The sequence below is a fragment of the Fusibacillus kribbianus genome, assembly GCF_030053595.1.
Taxonomy (GTDB): Bacteria; Bacillota; Clostridia; order Lachnospirales; family Lachnospiraceae; genus Lientehia; species Lientehia kribbiana.
This window is the reverse complement of sequence record NZ_JASGBQ010000023.1, coordinates 15,489-33,649: the sequence shown is the minus strand read 5'-3', so window position 1 is coordinate 33,649 and position 18,161 is coordinate 15,489. Positions and strand designations below refer to the sequence as shown.

The window sequence follows — 18,161 nt, the reverse complement described above, 5'->3', positions numbered from 1 at the left end:
ATTACTTAATGGTCTTGCCATCGCGACGTCTTACGATCAACTTGTTGGACTGCTTATTCTTCTTTCTGGTCTTAAGGCCCAGAGCAGGCTTGCCCCAAGGAGTGCAGGGACCGGGACGACCGATACCAGCCTTGCCTTCACCACCGCCGTGAGGATGGTCGTTGGGGTTCATAACGGAACCGCGAACTGTGGGACGGATGCCCATGTGACGCTTACGTCCTGCCTTACCGATGTTGATCAGGGAATGCTCGCCGTTGCCTACAACGCCGATGGTTGCGCGGCAGATGATGGGAACCATTCTCATTTCGCCGGAAGGAAGTCTTAAAGTGGCATATTTGCCTTCCTTTGCCATGAGCTGTGCGCTTACGCCTGCGGAACGAACCATCTGTCCGCCTGCACCGGGATACAGCTCAATGTTGTGAACCTGAGTACCGATGGGGATGTCCTTGAGCTCCAGGCAGTTGCCGATCTTTGCCTCGGCATGCTCACCACTCATAACCTTCATGCCATCCTTCAGTCCCTCGGGAGCCAGGATATATGCTTTCTCGCCGTCTGCGTAGCAGATGAGGGCGATGTTTGCGCTTCTGTTGGGATCGTACTCGATACCAATTACTGTTGCGGGGATGCCATCCTTTCTTCTCTTGAAGTCGATGACTCTGTATTTTCTTCTGGAACCGCCTCCGCGGTGTCTTACTGTGATCTTACCCTGATTGTTACGGCCGGAGTTCTTATTAAGAGAAACTACTAAGGATTTCTCGGGAGTCGTCTTGGTGATCTCGGAGAAATCAGAGCCGGTCATATTTCTTCTGGAAGGTGTATAGGGATTGTATGTCTTAATTCCCATTTCCTTACTCCTTTCTGCTGTACAACTCTGTCGAGTGTGTTTTGTTATCACGGCGTATGTGCCGTATAGTTATTTGCGCGTTCGGCTTACAGGCCTTCAAAAATCTCAATATCTGCGCTGTCAGCGGTCAGTTTTACGATTGCCTTCTTGGTGGCAGCCGTCTTGCCGACATCGCGGCCTCTTCTGCGCTCTTTGCCGTCGCAGTTCATGGTGTTTACGGAAGCAACCTTGGTGCCTGCAAACATCTTCTCAACGGCCTCTTTGATCATGCTCTTGTTTGCGTCCACATGTACCAGGAATGTGTACTTCTTCTCAGACATCTGATTCATGGACTTCTCGGTAACTACCGGTTTCAGGATTACGTCATAGTACTTAATATCAGCCATTATGCGTACACCTCCTCGATTGCGGCAACAGCAGCCTTTGTAGTAACGACTGTGTTGTATTTCAGAATATCGTATACATTGATGGTAGAGGTAAGTGTTGTCTTAACGCCCTTCAGGTTGTTTGCGGACTTGATCACATTCTCATCCTTCTCATTCATCACAACCAGAGCCTTCTCTACTTTCAGGTTGTCAAGAACCTTCTTCATTGCTTTTGTCTTGATCTCATCAAGCTTCAGCTCGTCAAGAACGATGAATTTGTTCTCAGCCACTCTGGAGGTCAGAGCGGACTTGAGAGCCAGTCTTCTCTCCTTCTTGTTCAGCTTGATGGTGTACTCTCTGGGTTTTACAGCGAATACCACTCCGCCGCCGGTCCACTGAGGAGCTCTTGTTGAACCCTGTCTTGCATGACCGGTTCCCTTCTGTCTCCAGGGCTTTCTTCCGCCGCCGCTCACTTCGGAACGTGTTTTGGCGCTCTGTGTTCCCTGACGATTATTTGCAAGCTGGCTGACTACGGCCATGTGTACCAGGTGTTCGTTTACTTCTACACCGAACACGGCATCGTTAAGCTCTAAAGTGCCAACTTCATTGCCTTCCATATTGTAAACAGATACGTTTGCCATTTGTGTGTTCCTCCTTTCCTCGTAAAAACATTAAACTGCTTTTACAGTTTCCTTGATTGTTACTAAGCACTTCTTCGGTCCGGGTACTGCACCCTTTACCAGAAGGATGTTGTTCTCTGCATCTACGCGGACAACTTCCAGATTCTGGATGGTGATCTTCTTGTTACCCATCTGACCGGGCATCTTCTTTCCCTTGAATACCTTGCTGGGATCGGATGCTGCGCCGTTGGAACCTGCATGACGATGGAACTTGGAACCGTGAGCCATGGGTCCTCTGTGCTGTCCGTGACGCTTGATGGCGCCCTGGAAGCCTTTACCTTTGGAGATTGCGGTTGCGTCAACCTTGTCGCCTGCTGCAAAGATATCAGCCTTGATCTCGTCTGCCACCTTATAGTCTTCCGCATTCTCGAACCTGAACTCTCTGATATATCTCTTGTAGGACACGCCTGCTTTGTCAAACTGTCCCTTTACAGGCTTATTCACCAGTTTCTCTCTGATGTCTGCAAAACCAACCTGTACTGCTGCGTAACCGTCGTTCTCAACTGTCTTAACCTGTGTAACCACGCAGGGACCAGCCTGAAGTACAGTTACAGGAATGAGAGCTCCGTCTTCGGTGAAGACCTGAGTCATTCCGACTTTTGTTGCTAAAATCGCTTTCTTCATTCTTTTACCTCCTGTTATTCTACAGCGGATTACCAACATGACTGTTCGTCAAGGGCAATCATCCTAGAACAGGCCGAAACCAATTCTGGATTTTTGATTTAATTACTTTGTTTTCATCTTGATGTCGATGTAAACACCGGCAGGCATTTCCAGTCTGGAAAGGGCATCTACGGTCTTCTGAGTGGGTGCCGTGATGTCGATGAGTCTCTTATGAGTTCTCTGCTCGAACTGCTCTCTGGAATCTTTGTACTTGTGTACTGCACGAAGGATAGTTACAACCTCCTTCTTGGTGGGCAGTGGCACAGGTCCGCTCACCTGAGATCCGGTTTTCTTTACAGTTTCGATGATTTTGCCAGCGGACTGATCTACCAGCTGGTGGTCATAAGCCTTCAATGTGATTCTCATTACCTGACTTGCCATAAAAAAAGTCGCCTCCTTTTCGCACTTTTCAATGTAAGTACGACAAGCGGTGACTGTACACTTTCCCGTGTGTGTCCTAAAGGCTCACACGTCATTTCTACTTCTTGTGATTTGTAGATGATTCAATCTGTACAGTGACTTGTCGCCAGTTTCCTAACTTGACATTCGCTCCACGGAAAACCTGCCACGGTGGGCAGCAACCTCACGCTTCATCGCTATCATGCCACAGCACGATACATTATACATGAAACCATCAAAAAATGCAAGGGATTTTTCTTGTTCTTTTTTTCATACAAAATCTGCGGAATAAGTGCCTGATGCTCCAGTTTTTTCCTCCCTCTTTCACTATTGTATTTTCTTATGCTCTATGGTAAAATGAAGGCCCGGCGGAATGCCCCGACCGTCGGCAGTATATTATTTTAAGGAGTGTATATAATAATGAAGAAACTGATTTGCATCTTACTCACAGCGGCACTGATTATTTCCCTTTCCGCCTGCAAAAAAGATACCGGCGAGACTGCAGAAACCACCGCTGCGTCCACCGAGCATACAGAAGTGCCTGAGACAACGACGGATGAGACAACAGCAGCGGAAACAGAAAGCTCTGCTTCCCAGGAATCCTCTTCCGCCTCTGCGACAGATTCTGTCACAGTTGGACAGACTTTATTGGCCGATTTTGAAAAACAGATGACAGAGGACGCCGGCAAAGGTGCTCAGGCCATTGCAGATGCGCTGATTACCAATCCGATCATTCCCTTCGCAGGAGCATCTATGGCTGTTGAGCCGGGACTTCTGACAGGCTTCGGGAACGCAGAGATCACCGGTTTTCAAGAGGGTGTCATGTTCTCCCCCATGATCGGCACCATTCCCTTCGTGGGTTATATCTTTGTCCTGGAAGACGATGCTGACATTGACGGTTTCACCGGGCTTTTAAAGGATAACGCCGACCTCAGATGGAATATCTGCACGGAAGCAGAGGAGCTTGTTGTCCATTCTGTAGGTAACACTGTATTTTTCGTGATGTGTCCAAAATCCTTTGAATCATAACCATTCACAGGCACAGCCTGCGGGCGCGGCAGTTTCCGCGCCCGTTTTTCATCTGTCAAAACGGAGGTGACGTTTTGGTATTTTCCAGTCTTCCTTTTCTTTATTATTTTCTTCCTGCTGCCCTGATCCTTTATTTCGCCGTTCCCGGATTTCTGAAAAACGGAGCCCTGCTTCTCATCAGTCTTGCTTTTTACGGCTGGGGCGAGCCAAAGTATGTCCTGCTTATGGTCTTCACTATCCTGTCCGGATACTTCTTCGGTCTGATCATTGAAAAATATCGGGGAAGGCAGGCCTCCCGCCTCTTCCTTCTCTTTTCCGTGATCGTTCATGCGGGAATTCTTCTTTATTTTAAATACGCCGACTTTTTCATTGAGAATTTCAACGCCGTTACAGGTCTCTCCATGCCTCTCCTGCGTCTTTCTCTTCCTGTGGGAATCAGCTTTTACACCTTTCAGGTCTTAAGCTATACCATCGATGTTTACCGCGGTGACACCTGTGCCCAGAAAAATCCCGTTGCCCTGGCCGCTTATGTGTCCATGTTTCCCCAGCTGATCGCCGGCCCCATCGTCCGCTACAGTACCATCGCCGAACAGTTAAAAAGCCGCCGCCATACACTGGAAAAACTCGCCTCAGGCATCCGCCGTTTCGTTCTCGGTCTGGGAAAGAAGATACTTCTGGCAAACACCCTTGGAGAGCTGTGCAGCCTTTTCCGGGAATCCGGCGACAGCTCAGTACTTTTTGTCTGGATCTATGCCGTTTCCTTCACCCTGCAGATCTATTTCGATTTCTCCGGCTACAGCGATATGGCTATCGGTCTCGGCAGGATCTTTGGTTTTGAATTCCCGGAGAATTTCAATTATCCCTATCTTTCGGCAAGTATTTCCGAATTCTGGCGCCGATGGCATATCTCCCTCGGCACCTGGTTTCGTGATTACATTTATATTCCCCTCGGAGGAAACCGTGTCTCCTTCGCCAAATGGCTCCGCAATCTTCTGGTGGTCTGGTTCCTCACCGGTTTCTGGCACGGAGCCTCCTGGAATTTTATCGTGTGGGGACTTTATTTTGCAGCGCTTCTGATGATCGAAAAGCTCTGGAATACGCACCGGTATCCGAAGTTTCCAAAAGCTGTCTGCCATATCCTTGTCCTGTTTTTTGTCATGATCGGCTTTGTCATTTTTGATGCTGCAAGTCTCCCGGAAGCCTTCCGCCTCATAGGAGCCATGTTCGGTTCCGGTTCCCTGCCCATATGGTCGGCAGAGGCCCTTTATTATATGAAGAGTTATCTGTTTCTTTTTCTGATTGCAGCCATAGGGGCAACGCCTCTGCCGGCCCGATTGGCAGCGAAGCTCCGTTCCACGAAACGGGGTCAATGGAGCTTTCCGTTTCTTGAGCCGCTTTTTCTCGGCATCCTGCTCCTTGTCATGACCGGTTACCTGGTGGACGGCTCCTTCAACCCGTTTCTTTATTTCCGTTTTTAGGAGGTACTCTCATGAATAAAAAGGCTCAGAATCTTCTGATGGTCATTCCCATGGCTATCCTGCTCTTCGGGCTTTCCGCTCTCTGCCTCTTAAAAAAAGAGACAGCTTATTCCGAGGATGAGCGCCGTGTTCTGGCTTCCAGACCGGAGCTGACCGCCGATTCCCTCCTCTCCGGCAGTTTTATGACCCAATTTGAGGATTATGCCGGAGATCAGTTTCCCTTCCGGGACAGCTTCCGATCTGCCAAGGCATTCTCCGCCCTCCATCTGTTCCATCAGAAGGACAACAACGGCTATTATGCGAAACACGGATATGCCTCCCGGCTGGAATACCCTGTGAACACAAAAATGCTCGACCATGCAGCCGAGCGGTTTCAGTATCTTTACAACACGTATCTGGAAGATAAAGATGTGAAGCTGTATTTCTCCATCGTGCCTGACAAAAACTGTTTCCTTGCCGGAACGAACGGTTATCTGTCCATGGATTATTCCGCTCTTGTCTCCTATATGCAGGAAAAAACCTCCTATATGGAATATGTTGATCTTTTCCCTCTGCTTTCCCTGGAAAACTATTATCGGACAGATACCCACTGGAGGCAGGAAACTCTGATTCCCGCAGCTGACAGACTGGCAGAAGCCATGGGCACCACGCTTTCCCACGACTATGAAACGGTCACTGTGGAGGAGCCGTTTTACGGTGTATATTGCGGACAGTCAGCACTTCCTCTGAAGCCGGACACCCTCCGATTTCTGACCAATGACCTTCTGAATAACTCTATCGTGACCGACTGGGACACCGGTTCACCGAAAAACAGTTTCATGTACGATCCGAAAGCCGCCCTCGGAAGGGATCCCTATGAACTCTTTCTTTCCGGGTCCAGTGCTCTCCTGACAATTGAAAATCCCTCCGGTCCTGTCGACCGGGAACTGATCGTCTTCCGCGATTCCTTCGGAAGCAGTCTGGTTCCCCTCCTGGTGAGCGGTTACTCCAAAATCACCCTTGTGGATATCCGCTATATCCGAAGCGACCTGCTTGACCAATTTCTCTCCTTCGATAATCAGGATATACTGTTTCTTTACAGCACACTGCTCTTAAACAACAGTCTGGCATTAAAATAGTGGAATAAAAAGGGGGCTGCTGCCCGGCAGATCACATCGATCTGCTTTCACAACAGCCCCATAAGTTTTAATCCTGTTAACCGATTCTATCTGCCGCTTATAAGTCTTCCTCTGAGCTTCAGAATATTTACACTGATCAGAACAAGCTCTGCCATTCCCACCAGGGTCTGAAGAATCATCATAACATCCCACTTCACGTCAACGCCTCCCAAATAGATACCGGATGCAGACAAAACAGAAACACCTGCCACAATAAGAAGCACTTCCAGAGCCAGACAGACAAAGTTCATCACCACCACATACATGGAAAGCTTTTTATGAGGCCATCCGGTCTCACAGATCCGGATCACGACTTTGTTGGTTTTCAGCCCCTTGGCCAGATAAACGATCATGAGGACAAATAATGCAATCACAATGATTACCACCAGGGGAAGCACAACCCGGGCCGCACGGACACTGCTCGATGTGCCGTAGCCGCTGAAAAATCCCCATCGACTCAACTCTGAAAGATATAATCCAAGTCCAAACATCATCAGCACGCCAAGGATAGAAACAAGGACGATCAGAGTAATGACTCCTCCGTTGATCAGAGAAAGTCCCGATGCCTTTGGCGCTCCCTTTCCCTGCAGCCACTGTAGAACATCCACAGACCGATGCCGATCAGGATTGCCGGAATCATTGCCAGGAGACTGAGCACAATAGTAAAATGAGTGGAACCCACCCCATTTATAGTACCTGTAACTGCACTGTTACCTCTAAAAACCTGAATCACAGAAAAGACCAGCGATGCCGTATAAAGTGCTGCCATCACTACATAAAGCGGAGAATTCACGCAATCCTTCACTGCCTGTCTGGCCGGAGTCATGTCACACTGCTCATTTCTATAGGAATTCTGCCACCCATACTGCTGACCATACTGCCCCTGCTGGCCATATTGATTCTGCTCACCGTACTGCTGCCAACCATACTGCCCCTGCTGGCCATATTGATTCTGCTCGCCGTACTGCTGCCAACCATATTGCCCCTGCTGACCATACTGATGCTGCTGACCGTACTGCCCCTGCTGGCTATACTGATTCTGCTCACCGTACTGCTGCTGGCCATACTGCTGATCATACTGATTCTGACCGCCATAATTCTCTTCCATACCTATCCACTCCTCTTCCGCCGGATTTTTATCTGCGTTCATTATAACATGGAAGCGATAGTTTTTGCTATCCCGGCAGAAAATTTTATTTTACTTTTTTCATACGAAGTCCGAGAAACTCATATATTCCCTTTTACAATTCTTCCATGATCGATTTCCACAACAGTGTCGCAAAGCACAGAAATATCTTCTCGGTTGTGACTTGCCAACAGGATTGTCTTTCCCTGCTCTTTCAATTGTAAAAACAAGTCACGCATTTCTCTGACCCCCTGATTATCCAGGCCATTCATCGGTTCATCCATAATGAGCAAAGACGGTTCTTCCATGATCACTTGGGCAATCCCAAGGCGCTGTCTCATTCCAAGAGAATATTTTCCCACATGCTTTTTGCTCTTCGGATCCAGACCTACCCGCTCCATCACTGCCTCGATATCTTTTTTTTTAATTTTATTTTGAATGTCTGCTAAAAATTTCAGGTTCTGATATCCGCTGTATCCAGGCAAAAATCCCGGATTTTCAATGATGACTCTCGTATCCGTCGGGAATTCTAGTTCTTTTCCGATCCTTTTTCCATCCACAAGAATGTCACCTTTATCCACCTTTATCAAACCGCAGATACATTTGAACAAAACCGTTTTCCCGCTGCCATTTCGCCCGATGATCCCATGGATTTTTCCTTCCTCAAACTGCAGGGATACATCATCCAGCGCCTTGTATTCTTTGAATTTTTTTGTCACATGACACACTTCTATTTTATATGACATCGTTTCCTCCATTTCATTCTTTTACAGATCTTCCGTTGGTATTACGTCCTTTTTCTTAATACCAATATAAGAAAATATCACACATCCCAGAATCAAAACTGCAAATGTCGTATAAATATAGGCAGGAGAAGGAAATGTTCCATACCCATTCCAACTGTACATGCTGAGGTTCATCCATGCCGGAGGTGCCAGATAATAACCAACTCTGAAATTCGGAAGCCGCAAAATCAGGTACGGAGTCAGCCCCATCATCATTCCTGCAAGAGGACCACTCCCCCACCTCAGCCATACATTAAACACATAGCACAATTCTCCGATCAACACGGTATTCAACCATACTGCCAGTATCTTCAAACACATAGCCTGCCAGGGCATAAAGCGCACCATAAGACCATAATCCAGATTTATGATTCCAAGCTGCGAAGCGGCGCTGGACTGCGCCAGGGCACCTAAAATCTGCCCCCAGTCCTCCATCCATGTAACACGTGGAAATAGCATAAGATTTGGAATCACCGAAAGCCCTACTGAATAAATCAATGACAGCACGGAGATATACAGCATACTCCCCCAAAACCAGCTTCTCTTGCCTGCCCTCATCATCTGCCAGGCGGTGGTCTCATTGATGAAAGGAGCATCACAGAACAGCAAAAGGGCACCTATGATCACAAAAAGTTGGTTTCCGGCCTGATTCAGCAAAAGCGGGAAAAGCCATGGGGATACTTTAATCCCTGTCTCTATGGAAAACGATTTTACTTTTGACACATAGAAGTATATAAGAAACACAAACCACAGAAATGCAATATAAAACCGTGGATTTCCAAGCATTTTCCTCAAGTGGATTCCACAGATACGAAGACTTTTATATATTTTATCCATGAAAACGCCGCCTTTCTGTCAGCCAGTTAAAAACCAGTCCCGCCAGAAAAATAAGGATTGCAAAGTATACAATAGTTTCCAAAAGCACTATGACGGGATCGGACGAAAATACCCGTAATCCTAATTTCATGGTATTATTCCATCGAAAAATGGCAGGAAGTTTCAGGATATCACAAAGCACAATATTTCCATAATAAAGCACGGCTGGTACTGATAGTAGAATAAAGACATTTCGTACTTTAGTGGAAACCATCAATGTAAACACGGCCATGAAAGAATATGCTGCCGCTTCTGTTGCAAACGTGCTTACAAAATAAAAAACAGGATGTCCCCATATGAAATATTTCTGATACGGATCCAACACCCCCGCCTGATAATTCACCTGCATATTTCCTATGGCAATATCCGATATAAGCGGATGAAAGAAACTCAATATCCCACAGATAATCATATAGCCGCAGAACACGCTCAGAAAGGTTCCCACTGCTGTCGCGATCACCTTTGCCCAGCAATATTTCCTATGACTCACCCTAATTTCTATCCCATAAGCGTAATTGTGTGAAATATCTTCCTGATAACTTAATCCATACGGTATCGGAGACAATATGGTCATTGCAAGCAAAAAGGCCCCCAGCCCATGCCGAACATCTATCATGTAAAATAATTCCCGTGCCATTCCCAATTCTGTACAGACCGTCAACAAATACAGGACGATCACCAGCACAATCGTCATATAAAAACGTTTAGAGAGAAACAAACGTTTTATATCGGAACTCAGCATACGAAAAAATCCCATAACTCATCCCCTCACTCTATGATCTCTATCCCATCTATGGCATTGATATAAACGAATTTTTCCATACCATAATCAGAAAACGAAAACTTCCAGGCAGGAATCAAATCATAGACCCGTTCCTCGATGTCGACCGGATAGGGAAAGTAGATCAACTGCATCTCATCAATCAAAACATCTGCGGTGATTGTCCTTTCAAACTTCCTCTGAAGAGACTCATAAACCATTTCCATCGGACATAACTTTGCTGTCTTTCTCCCCAATATTTTATAATCCCAGGGAATATCTATATTGATCGGTCCCTCTTCTGCATAGCACAGGGTAATCCTTCCATTTGGCAAATAAACTTCATCCTGTCTCACATAATCTCCTGTGAGAAGCGGAAGGCCATTGATCACCCGCGTTAGAAAAATCATATAAAAGTCATCTGCTTCACTCCAGGTTGTCTTTAATTCAAAGCTCTCTCCTGGCTTTCCGACGCCCGCAGTGCCGTTTTCCACATATTGCTGTTCCTCTGTTTTTTTCATTTCCTGATGGGTAATTGAATAGATCCGTTCTATGCCCACTTCTGTAATACCCACCCGCTCCTTCAGCCAGGTCTTTGCAGTTTCTGCGATTTCTTCTCTGGATGAAAAGAAAAGTTCCTCCGTATATTCATCGTCTTTGACCACATAAGTTCCGTTTATTTCCCTCATGGGAAGGCAAAATCGATTTTCATACCAACGCTCTTTATTATAAGAGATTATACTGCCGATCACAGCATTATCTTTGTTTTCTTTGCTTCTCCAATAATGACTGTCGTATTGCTCGTCATATATCCAGCCTTCCAAAGCAAGCTCCGGAAATACGGTGGTACGCATGGATTCTCCGTCAAATTTCACCTGCTGCACCTGGCATTCTTCAACATTTGCAATTCCTTCTTCCGGCAATTTCACCACAGCCTCCAGTTTTACCCTCCCTGTGATTTCACGAGAAATGAGATCGCCATTTTTTATGTCTGTTACCTCTTCTTTCCCAGTCTCAAACTTTTCTCCGATCTGTCCATTCTCCCCTGCGTCTGTCTCCTTCTTTCCGCAGCCACAGAAAGCCAGGACAATGACTATCGCCAGAGCTGTTAACATTTTTTTCTTTAGACCTGTGATCATTGTTTTCCTCCTCAAACCAATGAAGCTGCGAGCTTGTCTTCTTCGGTTTATCATTTACTATGTTTTATGCAAATAATAATTACGGAATCCAGCGGAAACACATATACATCGCAGCTCCAGTGAAATCACATTCTGCAATCTCAGCCTTTACATAATAGTATCCCCCATATGACGCTCCGCCATTGTATGTATCACTTCTACGCTGCTCATAATCTGTAAATGTAAAATACGGATCAGTCTTGTTGTTTGCATTGTCTCTATTATAGATCCTCGCATAAGAAACCCCATGGTTTTCAATAGTATTACTCACATACCCATCTGCATTTTTTACCGATGTTACATATCCATACGGGTCCCCATCGTTCACTTTTTGAACACTTACAGAATCCCCTAAGCTCGCATTCAGGCATATTTTATTATTCATCTGAATAATAATCACATTTTATTAATTTATAACTGCATTATTAATAATTAATTCCTGATTTAAATGGGGATTACCCCCATTTAAATCAATATACAAGATATGTACCGCTCACTGCAATTGTAGCTCCCGATAAATTCTCAACGTAGACCTGATGAAATCCACCTTTTCTCACAGAAAAATTATGTATGATCATCCCGGTAGAAGTAACTGCCCGTCGTATCCCGTCCGGCTCTATAATACCAACTCTCGTCGGTACATTATTAGGTGTCACACCAACGGTAACATTAATCACATCATCAACACCACAAGAAAAGGATGATGTTTTTATCAGCGCATTCACCGGAATACTCATATCAATTGTACCAGACGAATATGTCATGACGTCTTCCAGTTCAATCTCAATCACACCGGAATTTGTTCCTGCAGGAATAATCTCTTCCTCCAGTTCTTCTATCGGAATCAATTCTTCTGTCTCCAGAACTTCTGTAGCATCAACCAGTGCATGATACCCATACAAAATTCCTTCACCAGCCGCATAGGAAGTCAAAGAAATCATACACACAAACAATATAGATAGTGCTACAACACTCCATTGTTTCCATTCCTTATCTCGTCGATATCCGTTCATCTTTTCCATCCTCCTTTTTATACTGTTTTTGCTTTCGCTTAGAGTCATTGCAAATAAATAGGAACGCTGCTTTTTGTTTCCTGCATTTGCAATAACAATCGTGAAATATTGCTCAAAACTTATTTTTCTAGAACTGCATACATCAAGATCACATTGCGTTTCTTTCCATTCAAACACATCTCTAATCAGCACAGAAATCACCGGATTGAACCAATGGATCCTTCTGATCCAGGCAGTGACGTATTTCCACCACAAATCGTGATGTTTAATATGAGTCAGCTCATGGGTCAGGATCACCTTAAGTGCTTCTCCTTCCAACGCTTCTGCGGGCAACATAATGACTGGCCTGAAAACTCCACTCACCGACGGTATTTTACAGTGCAGATTATAAAAAACCTCAACTTGAATCCGAATTTTATTTTCCACCCGGATTTCATCGCATAACGTCCGAATATCATAAGGGACACACAAATTATACTTTTTGATTTTACGCATTCCATGTCTTTCAATTATATAAAGACACATTTCAATCAAAAAGCCAACCAGCCAAATCCAGAATAAAACGCATAGTATTTCATACAGTAAAGGAGAAATAGAAAAGACATCAAGTATTGCTCCTCCTTTCCAATCTATCGTTTTTAAATAAATGCTCAAAAAAATAATCGGAAAAGCAAAAAAAATAATAACGAGCTGTGTTGATATAAAAAGCCAGCTATATTTCTTTTTTCTTTTCAAAATAGACTCTGCTATTTTCCACAAACCATAAGCCAAACTTCCTGTTAAAGAAGTCAGTACAAGCCAGAAAAACCATTCAACGATTATTGCAATCATGTAGATACCCCTGTAGTTCCTGTATATCTTCCTCAGTCAGTTCTTCATTTTCCCGTAAAGCACACAATATGGGTTTCAGGGAGTGCTTTCCCCAAAAGCGTGCCATTTTCCCCATTGTATATTCCAGGTATTCTTCCTGGCTAATCGCCGGTGTATACAGGTATACTTTACCGCGGGTTCCCTTTACCTGTTCCATAATCAAAAATCCCCGTCTTACCAAGCTCCGTATATAGGTAGAAACCGTTTGATACTGCCAGTCCTTCCCATAGCGTTCCAGCATTACGTGGATTTCAGATAAATGTACCGGCTTTCCCGCATCCCAGATCGCTTTCATGACCGTTAATTCTGTCGGCGGCAGTTCCTGCATCTTCATTATATTTCTCATCTCCATTTATAATTTGAATTATAATTAAAATATATCATATCTGCATAATATTTACAAGAAGTTTTTCATGTCTCCGATTATTCTTTATAATAATTACTTTTTTTGGTTTTTCTCCCACCATTAATTCTTATAACAAACAAATCGTTTTCTTTTATCCATCATAGTCAAGACCACCAGCTTAACCGGTGGCTTGTTCTGCTCCTATAAGGGGCTGTTGCCTGCTTGCGCCCGGAAGGCGCACTGAGGGCCTGCCAGCTGCACCACATCCACAACTGCCCGATATCACTTGCCGACGATATTTAGAGGCAACTACAATATGGTACTTACATTCCCATTTGGTATGAGCTAAACTGTTATTGTCCATATTGGATCTCCTGTGCTCTTTTATTTGTGGTTTTGCAGACCCACATTTATTCTAGCACAAGAGTTCTTCAATCTGAAGAGTTTCCCTCCCCCCCTGCAGTGCAGGGGGGATTTTTACTGTAACATAACAAATCCGCCGCCATGCCTTCAGGCACAGCGGCGGAATCCGTATCACCGGATATTCTGTTTTATTTTGCAGGCTTGGGATTGGAGTTGCCAACCTGAGCGCGCTTCTCATCAGAAAGAGTTGCACGGTACAGCTCGTACCATTCTTCTCTGGAAATGGTTACGTTGGAAGCGGTGCAGATGTCTTTCAGACGATCCTTGTTGGTAGTGCCGATGAGCGGCTGGATCTTTGCGGGATGACGCAGGATCCATGCAATGGCGATAGCGGAAGGAGATACTCCCTTCTCCTCTGCCATTCTGTTCACTACGGAGTTGAGGATCGGATATCCATCGTCCTTCATGAATACGCCGCCGTAGAAACGAACCTGGAACGGAGACCATGCCTGTGCGGTCATCTTGTTCATTCTCATATAGGTAAGAACTCCGCCGTTTCTGTCGACATTGTCTGCCTCATTGAGCTGAACAGAATCAGTAGGGTCGATCAGGGTCGTATGGGCGACAGAGAGCTGCATCTGGTTGATGATCAGCCGCTGATTGATGCAGGACTGTAAATACATCAGATCCATGGTCTTGAAATTGCTTACACCGAAATAACGAACCTTGCCGCTGGAATGAAGGATGTCAAAGGCTTCTGCCACATCATCGGGCTCCATCAGGGTATCTGCACGATGAAGAAGGAATGTATCCAGATGATCAACCTTCAAGCGCTTCATACTGTTCTCAACCGATTCAATGATGTGCTCCTTGGTCGTATCGATGTACAGAGTCTTCTCTGTATCACGGATCAGAGCACACTTGGACTGAACCAGGATCTTATTTCTGAGACCGGGATTTCTCTCCAGGATTCTGCCGAAATACTCCTCGGAAGCACCTGCTCCGTATACATCCGCATGGTCAAAGAAGTTAATACCCTCGTCAACAGCAGTAAGAACCAGCTTTTCTGCGTCCTCGAACGGGATTCTGCAGTCTCTCATGCAGCCGAGCGCCATTTCAGAAGCTTCCAAAACTCCACCGATTTTAATGGTTTTCATTGCGATCTCCTCCTCACAATACATTTTAGCTGAATTTAGTATATCATAACATTTTTCTTTTTCCCATACAAAATGTTGCAGAAAAAATCCCATTCCCTGCTTTCCATTGACTGGATTTCCAAAAGCATATATAATGTGGTAAAGAATAAACCGGAAAGGAATATCCAACATGTGGATTGCAGATAACTGGAACGATTACGAAGTTCTCGACACCTCCCGCGGAGAAAAGCTGGAGCGCTGGGGAGAATACATCCTGGTTCGTCCTGACCCGCAGGTCATCTGGAATACAGAGCGGAAGGCAAAGGGCTGGCGTACCAAAAACGGTCATTACCACCGAAGCTCCAAGGGCGGCGGCGAGTGGGAATTTTTCCATCTGCCGGAGCAGTGGACCATCGGCTATGAGCCGCTGAAGCTGACCTTCAATCTGAAACCATTCAGCTTCAAGCACACAGGGCTTTTCCCGGAGCAGGCCGTCAACTGGGACTGGTTTTCCTCTAAAATCAAAAAAGCTGGACGCCCTATCCGGGTCCTGAACCTTTTTGCCTATACCGGCGGCGCCACACTGGCTGCAGCCCGTGCCGGAGCGCAGGTGACCCATGTGGACGCCTCCAAAGGAATGGTGACCTGGGCCAGAGAAAACGCCCGGTCCTCCGGCCTCGGAGAAGCGCCGATCCGCTGGATCGTGGATGATTGCGTCAAGTTCGTGGAGCGGGAGCTCCGCCGCGGCAATCATTATGACGGCATCATCATGGATCCTCCCTCTTACGGACGCGGTCCAAAGGGTGAAATCTGGAAGATCGAGGACGCCATCTTCCCCCTTGTGAAACTGTGTGCGCAGCTTTTATCAAAAGATCCCCTGTTTTTCCTCATCAACTCCTACACCACCGGTCTGGCCCCTTCCGTTCTCTCCTATATGCTGGGTGTCACTCTGAAGGAGCTTGGCGGACAGACTGCCGCCGACGAGGTCGGCCTTCCCGTCACGGAAAGCGGCCTAGTTCTCCCCTGCGGCGCCTCAGGCCGATGGGAGGCAAAATAAGCTTACTCTTCCAGAAGCTTTTTCATCATACTGCGGTTTTCACTGTCCGTACAGTTCTCATAGGACTGGCGGACAGTTTTTTCATACTCTGCCGCCTTCGTCTCATACTCCTGCCGTTTCGCCTCGTCAATATCCGAAAGCCCCGCTCCCTTCCGGTAGAGCTGCCATTTCTGCCAGGCCTCATAGAACTCTGCCGCCTCCTGAAAACGGGAAAGCCGTTCATTTCTGACATCATAAAGCTCCAGCGTATTGAAAAGCGCCGCATACTCGCCGCTGTAATAGTCGTGTTCGCAGGCAGCATAAGCATCCTCCAGCTCCCGTTCCTCCTCTCCGGCGCTTCCGCCCAGAAAATATCCGAAGGCCATCAGAGCAGGAATCATTCCCAGAAGGAGAAAGCCAATGAGAACCGCTCGGAACACAATTTTTGCTGTATAGCCTTTAAAACTCCGTTTCGCTTCCATCTGCCGCCCTCCTTTTCAGAAAATCACCGAACTGCTCTGCATTTTCATAGGAAAGCTCCTTTTCCTCCAGCCACGTCCCGATCTCCTCTTCAGAAAGACCGCAGCAGGCCCGAAGATAAAGGAAAACCTGTTCCCTCCATTGTCCGTAAAGCTCCTCATTCTCCGGCAGGATCAGATCCCATTCATACTGGGAGCTTCCGTATTTCCAGATCTCGCAAACGCTGTCGGCAAAGGACCGGTACCGCCACTCATCCTCCGCCGCCGCTTCCTGGGAAAGTGCCTCGATGGCTTCTGCCCTTTCCCAGAAATCTCTCATATCCCGATGAAGCTCATAGAGCTGCCAGTAAGGCTCCATTCCCTCCTCATACATGGACAGATGATATTCTCCCAGATATTCAGCCAGTTCATCATACTTTTCTTCCGCTTTCAGTTCTTCCAGCTGCCTTCTGTGGTCCTCCAGAGAAACGGAAGCCTTTTTTGCCTCCTCCCTCCGTTCTCCCACAGCACTGACCACATAAACGGCTCCGATCATCAAGACCCAAAGGGCCACCAGACAAAGGATCACCCGGTTTAATACCTGAAGGACGATCTTCGGCTCCGCTTCTCTGAGTGTTTTCACCCTCAGACGCTTCAAAAGCCGGCGTCTTTCCTCCCGCTCCCTCTCCCGGAGCAGCGCCTCGTTATTGACCGTACCGCAGTATGGGCACGCCTTTAATCTACTGGAAAAGTTTGCGCCACAGCCTGAACATTTCATGATTCGTCCCCTTCTGTAAGTCCCAGACGATTCATCACCGACCGGTCAAGGGCATCCCAGTCCACAGCATCGTTGCGTCCGCCGGCCCGGATGACCTGTTCGATTTCTTCCTCCGTAAGCTTCAGATCTTCCCGGAAGAACTGAAGGATCTCCTCCCGAAAGCCCTCAAGCACCTCCTCGTTTCCCCGCTCTACTCCGTCATCCAGGCCTTCGTCTATGACCGAAAGGGCCGATGACGCGCCCGAAAGGGCATAGGAGATTCCATAATACACGTATTCGTCCTGAGGACCGGAAAGAGCCTCCTTTGTCTCACGGATAAATTCCATCCAGTTCCATGCGGAAGCCACCTCCCAGTATTTCCGGTAGGACGGACTGTAGGATTCACATTCCACATAATACTCATACAGGCTTTCGTAATCCTTCGCCTGATAGTATTCCTCCATGGTCTCTTTCTCCTGCTCTGCCTGATTTCTCTCCTTTTTTTCCGAAAGGCTCCGGCTGATTCCTCCAGCTACAGAAAGAACGAGTGTCAAAAGAAGCAGAGCCGCCAATGCGATCAGCGCGATCTTTGTCCTCTTTTTCAAATGCCGTTTGGGAAGGGCTGTGATCTCCTCCCGCTCTCTGGCAAACTCTCTTAAATCCTCTTTCCGGATCCTTTCCTTCTCTCTCTCATTTTCCGCTCCGCAATAAGGACAGGCAGCCTCCTGAATCTCATATTCGGCACCGCAGTTTTTACACTGTATCCATTTTCCCACCTCGGGCATATGTAGCTTCCTCCTCTTTATCCGGTGCACAGGAAAGCTTCCCTGTACACCGCTTCT

General features: G+C 46.6%; 22 protein-coding genes and 1 pseudogene. 4 read left to right on the top strand and 19 right to left on the bottom strand.

Annotation, left to right across the window (positions count from 1 at the left end; translation table 11 throughout):
• Position 1 precedes the first annotated feature (1 nt).
• The 5 genes from rplB to rpsJ form a co-directional block, all read right to left on the bottom strand.
• Positions 2-844 carry a 50S ribosomal protein L2 gene (gene rplB / locus QJ036_RS11115; RefSeq protein WP_283231456.1) on the bottom strand — a complete coding sequence of 281 codons (843 nt, stop codon included), beginning with the start codon at positions 842-844 and terminating at the stop codon, positions 2-4.
• Positions 845-930: 86 nt separating this feature from the next.
• On the bottom strand, positions 931-1,230 hold the full coding sequence (gene rplW / locus QJ036_RS11110) for a 50S ribosomal protein L23 (protein WP_283231455.1): 300 nt from the start codon (positions 1,228-1,230) through the stop codon (positions 931-933).
• Complete coding sequence (rplD, locus tag QJ036_RS11105; RefSeq protein WP_283231454.1) at positions 1,230-1,850, bottom strand: 50S ribosomal protein L4; 621 nt, start codon at positions 1,848-1,850, stop codon at positions 1,230-1,232. The genes rplW and rplD overlap by 1 nt, the downstream gene beginning before the upstream one ends.
• Positions 1,851-1,880: 30 nt before the next feature.
• Positions 1,881-2,513 carry a 50S ribosomal protein L3 gene (rplC, locus tag QJ036_RS11100; protein ID WP_283231453.1) on the bottom strand — a complete coding sequence of 211 codons (633 nt, stop codon included), beginning with the start codon at positions 2,511-2,513 and terminating at the stop codon, positions 1,881-1,883.
• Positions 2,514-2,615: 102 nt separating this feature from the next.
• The gene (gene rpsJ, locus QJ036_RS11095; protein ID WP_283231452.1) at positions 2,616-2,933 is read right to left on the bottom strand and encodes a 30S ribosomal protein S10; all 318 of its coding nucleotides are present in this window, start codon (positions 2,931-2,933) and stop codon (positions 2,616-2,618) included.
• Positions 2,934-3,371: 438 nt separating this feature from the next.
• On the opposite strand from rpsJ, the gene QJ036_RS11090 reads away from it, so the two are divergent.
• The 3 genes from QJ036_RS11090 to QJ036_RS11080 all read left to right on the top strand — a co-directional run bounded on the left by QJ036_RS11090 (position 3,372) and on the right by QJ036_RS11080 (position 6,576).
• Positions 3,372-3,980 carry a hypothetical protein gene (locus QJ036_RS11090; protein ID WP_283231451.1) on the top strand — a complete coding sequence of 203 codons (609 nt, stop codon included), beginning with the start codon at positions 3,372-3,374 and terminating at the stop codon, positions 3,978-3,980.
• 74 nt (positions 3,981-4,054) lie between these two features.
• Positions 4,055-5,458 (top strand): MBOAT family O-acyltransferase, encoded by a 1,404-nt coding sequence (locus QJ036_RS11085; RefSeq protein ID WP_283231450.1) that lies wholly within the window; start codon positions 4,055-4,057, stop codon positions 5,456-5,458.
• 11 nt (positions 5,459-5,469) lie between these two features.
• Complete coding sequence (locus QJ036_RS11080) at positions 5,470-6,576, top strand: alginate O-acetyltransferase AlgX-related protein (RefSeq protein ID WP_283231449.1); 1,107 nt, start codon at positions 5,470-5,472, stop codon at positions 6,574-6,576.
• A gap of 86 nt (positions 6,577-6,662) precedes the next feature.
• On the opposite strand, the gene QJ036_RS11075 is transcribed toward QJ036_RS11080, so the two are convergent.
• The 11 genes and pseudogenes from QJ036_RS11075 to QJ036_RS11025 form a co-directional block, all read right to left on the bottom strand.
• Positions 6,663-7,223, bottom strand: coding sequence for a hypothetical protein (locus QJ036_RS11075; RefSeq protein WP_283231448.1), 561 nt, complete (start codon positions 7,221-7,223; stop codon positions 6,663-6,665).
• Positions 7,163-7,723 (bottom strand): hypothetical protein, encoded by a 561-nt coding sequence (locus tag QJ036_RS11070; RefSeq protein WP_283231447.1) that lies wholly within the window; start codon positions 7,721-7,723, stop codon positions 7,163-7,165. Before QJ036_RS11070 ends, QJ036_RS11075 begins: the two co-directional genes overlap by 61 nt.
• Positions 7,724-7,842: 119 nt before the next feature.
• Positions 7,843-8,487, bottom strand: a complete 645-nt coding sequence (locus QJ036_RS11065; protein WP_283231446.1) for an ABC transporter ATP-binding protein — start codon at positions 8,485-8,487, stop codon at positions 7,843-7,845.
• A gap of 21 nt (positions 8,488-8,508) precedes the next feature.
• Entirely contained in the window at positions 8,509-9,363 is an 855-nt protein-coding gene (locus QJ036_RS11060; RefSeq protein WP_283231445.1) for a hypothetical protein, read from the bottom strand.
• Entirely contained in the window at positions 9,356-10,159 is an 804-nt protein-coding gene (locus tag QJ036_RS11055) for a hypothetical protein (RefSeq protein ID WP_283231444.1), read from the bottom strand. Before QJ036_RS11055 ends, QJ036_RS11060 begins: the two co-directional genes overlap by 8 nt.
• Positions 10,160-10,170: 11 nt before the next feature.
• On the bottom strand, positions 10,171-11,301 hold the full coding sequence (locus QJ036_RS11050) for a hypothetical protein (RefSeq protein ID WP_283231443.1): 1,131 nt from the start codon (positions 11,299-11,301) through the stop codon (positions 10,171-10,173).
• Between the two features lie 79 nt (positions 11,302-11,380).
• Entirely contained in the window at positions 11,381-11,725 is a 345-nt protein-coding gene (locus QJ036_RS11045) for a hypothetical protein (RefSeq protein ID WP_283231442.1), read from the bottom strand.
• A gap of 85 nt (positions 11,726-11,810) precedes the next feature.
• On the bottom strand, positions 11,811-13,184 hold the full coding sequence (locus QJ036_RS11040) for a M56 family metallopeptidase (RefSeq protein WP_283231441.1): 1,374 nt from the start codon (positions 13,182-13,184) through the stop codon (positions 11,811-11,813).
• Positions 13,165-13,557 (bottom strand): BlaI/MecI/CopY family transcriptional regulator, encoded by a 393-nt coding sequence (locus QJ036_RS11035; RefSeq protein ID WP_283231440.1) that lies wholly within the window; start codon positions 13,555-13,557, stop codon positions 13,165-13,167. Before QJ036_RS11035 ends, QJ036_RS11040 begins: the two co-directional genes overlap by 20 nt.
• Positions 13,558-13,843: 286 nt before the next feature.
• Positions 13,844-13,933: pseudogene (locus QJ036_RS11030) on the bottom strand (IS200/IS605 family transposase); the annotation flags it as partial.
• 187 nt (positions 13,934-14,120) lie between these two features.
• Positions 14,121-15,089, bottom strand: coding sequence for an aldo/keto reductase (locus QJ036_RS11025; RefSeq protein WP_283231439.1), 969 nt, complete (start codon positions 15,087-15,089; stop codon positions 14,121-14,123).
• A gap of 169 nt (positions 15,090-15,258) precedes the next feature.
• Here QJ036_RS11025 and QJ036_RS11020 point away from each other — a divergent pair, with 169 nt between their 5' ends.
• Entirely contained in the window at positions 15,259-16,125 is an 867-nt protein-coding gene (locus tag QJ036_RS11020) for a class I SAM-dependent methyltransferase (RefSeq protein ID WP_283231438.1), read from the top strand.
• A 2-nt stretch (positions 16,126-16,127) separates the two neighbouring features.
• Here QJ036_RS11020 and QJ036_RS11015 read toward each other — a convergent pair whose 3' ends face one another.
• The 3 genes from QJ036_RS11015 to QJ036_RS11005 are packed head-to-tail and all read right to left on the bottom strand — an operon-like array spanning position 16,128 to position 18,104.
• Positions 16,128-16,586 (bottom strand): hypothetical protein, encoded by a 459-nt coding sequence (locus QJ036_RS11015; RefSeq protein WP_283231437.1) that lies wholly within the window; start codon positions 16,584-16,586, stop codon positions 16,128-16,130.
• Entirely contained in the window at positions 16,564-17,340 is a 777-nt protein-coding gene (locus tag QJ036_RS11010; protein WP_283231436.1) for a zinc ribbon domain-containing protein, read from the bottom strand. Before QJ036_RS11010 ends, QJ036_RS11015 begins: the two co-directional genes overlap by 23 nt.
• The gene (locus QJ036_RS11005; protein ID WP_283231435.1) at positions 17,337-18,104 is read right to left on the bottom strand and encodes a glycyl radical enzyme family protein; all 768 of its coding nucleotides are present in this window, start codon (positions 18,102-18,104) and stop codon (positions 17,337-17,339) included. Before QJ036_RS11005 ends, QJ036_RS11010 begins: the two co-directional genes overlap by 4 nt.
• Positions 18,105-18,161 lie beyond the last annotated feature (57 nt).

What these genes read in the sequence shown, in the direction of transcription:
- rplB (WP_283231456.1), bottom strand. Translation starts at nt 844, where the DNA reads ATGGGAATTAAGACATACAATCCCTATACACCTTCCAGAAGAAATATG.
- rplW (WP_283231455.1), bottom strand. Translation starts at nt 1,230, where the DNA reads ATGGCTGATATTAAGTACTATGACGTAATCCTGAAACCGGTAGTTACC.
- rplD (WP_283231454.1), bottom strand. Translation starts at nt 1,850, where the DNA reads ATGGCAAACGTATCTGTTTACAATATGGAAGGCAATGAAGTTGGCACT.
- rplC (WP_283231453.1), bottom strand. Translation starts at nt 2,513, where the DNA reads ATGAAGAAAGCGATTTTAGCAACAAAAGTCGGAATGACTCAGGTCTTC.
- rpsJ (WP_283231452.1), bottom strand. Translation starts at nt 2,933, where the DNA reads ATGGCAAGTCAGGTAATGAGAATCACATTGAAGGCTTATGACCACCAG.
- QJ036_RS11090 (WP_283231451.1), top strand. Translation starts at nt 3,372, where the DNA reads ATGAAGAAACTGATTTGCATCTTACTCACAGCGGCACTGATTATTTCC.
- QJ036_RS11080 (WP_283231449.1), top strand. Translation starts at nt 5,470, where the DNA reads ATGAATAAAAAGGCTCAGAATCTTCTGATGGTCATTCCCATGGCTATC.
- QJ036_RS11070 (WP_283231447.1), bottom strand. Translation starts at nt 7,723, where the DNA reads ATGGAAGAGAATTATGGCGGTCAGAATCAGTATGATCAGCAGTATGGC.
- QJ036_RS11065 (WP_283231446.1), bottom strand. Translation starts at nt 8,487, where the DNA reads ATGTCATATAAAATAGAAGTGTGTCATGTGACAAAAAAATTCAAAGAA.
- QJ036_RS11060 (WP_283231445.1), bottom strand. Translation starts at nt 9,363, where the DNA reads ATGGATAAAATATATAAAAGTCTTCGTATCTGTGGAATCCACTTGAGG.
- QJ036_RS11055 (WP_283231444.1), bottom strand. Translation starts at nt 10,159, where the DNA reads ATGGGATTTTTTCGTATGCTGAGTTCCGATATAAAACGTTTGTTTCTC.
- QJ036_RS11050 (WP_283231443.1), bottom strand. Translation starts at nt 11,301, where the DNA reads ATGATCACAGGTCTAAAGAAAAAAATGTTAACAGCTCTGGCGATAGTC.
- QJ036_RS11045 (WP_283231442.1), bottom strand. Translation starts at nt 11,725, where the DNA reads ATGAATAATAAAATATGCCTGAATGCGAGCTTAGGGGATTCTGTAAGT.
- QJ036_RS11040 (WP_283231441.1), bottom strand. Translation starts at nt 13,184, where the DNA reads ATGATTGCAATAATCGTTGAATGGTTTTTCTGGCTTGTACTGACTTCT.
- QJ036_RS11035 (WP_283231440.1), bottom strand. Translation starts at nt 13,557, where the DNA reads ATGAAGATGCAGGAACTGCCGCCGACAGAATTAACGGTCATGAAAGCG.
- QJ036_RS11025 (WP_283231439.1), bottom strand. Translation starts at nt 15,089, where the DNA reads ATGAAAACCATTAAAATCGGTGGAGTTTTGGAAGCTTCTGAAATGGCG.
- QJ036_RS11020 (WP_283231438.1), top strand. Translation starts at nt 15,259, where the DNA reads ATGTGGATTGCAGATAACTGGAACGATTACGAAGTTCTCGACACCTCC.
- QJ036_RS11015 (WP_283231437.1), bottom strand. Translation starts at nt 16,586, where the DNA reads ATGGAAGCGAAACGGAGTTTTAAAGGCTATACAGCAAAAATTGTGTTC.
- QJ036_RS11010 (WP_283231436.1), bottom strand. Translation starts at nt 17,340, where the DNA reads ATGAAATGTTCAGGCTGTGGCGCAAACTTTTCCAGTAGATTAAAGGCG.
- QJ036_RS11005 (WP_283231435.1), bottom strand. Translation starts at nt 18,104, where the DNA reads ATGCCCGAGGTGGGAAAATGGATACAGTGTAAAAACTGCGGTGCCGAA.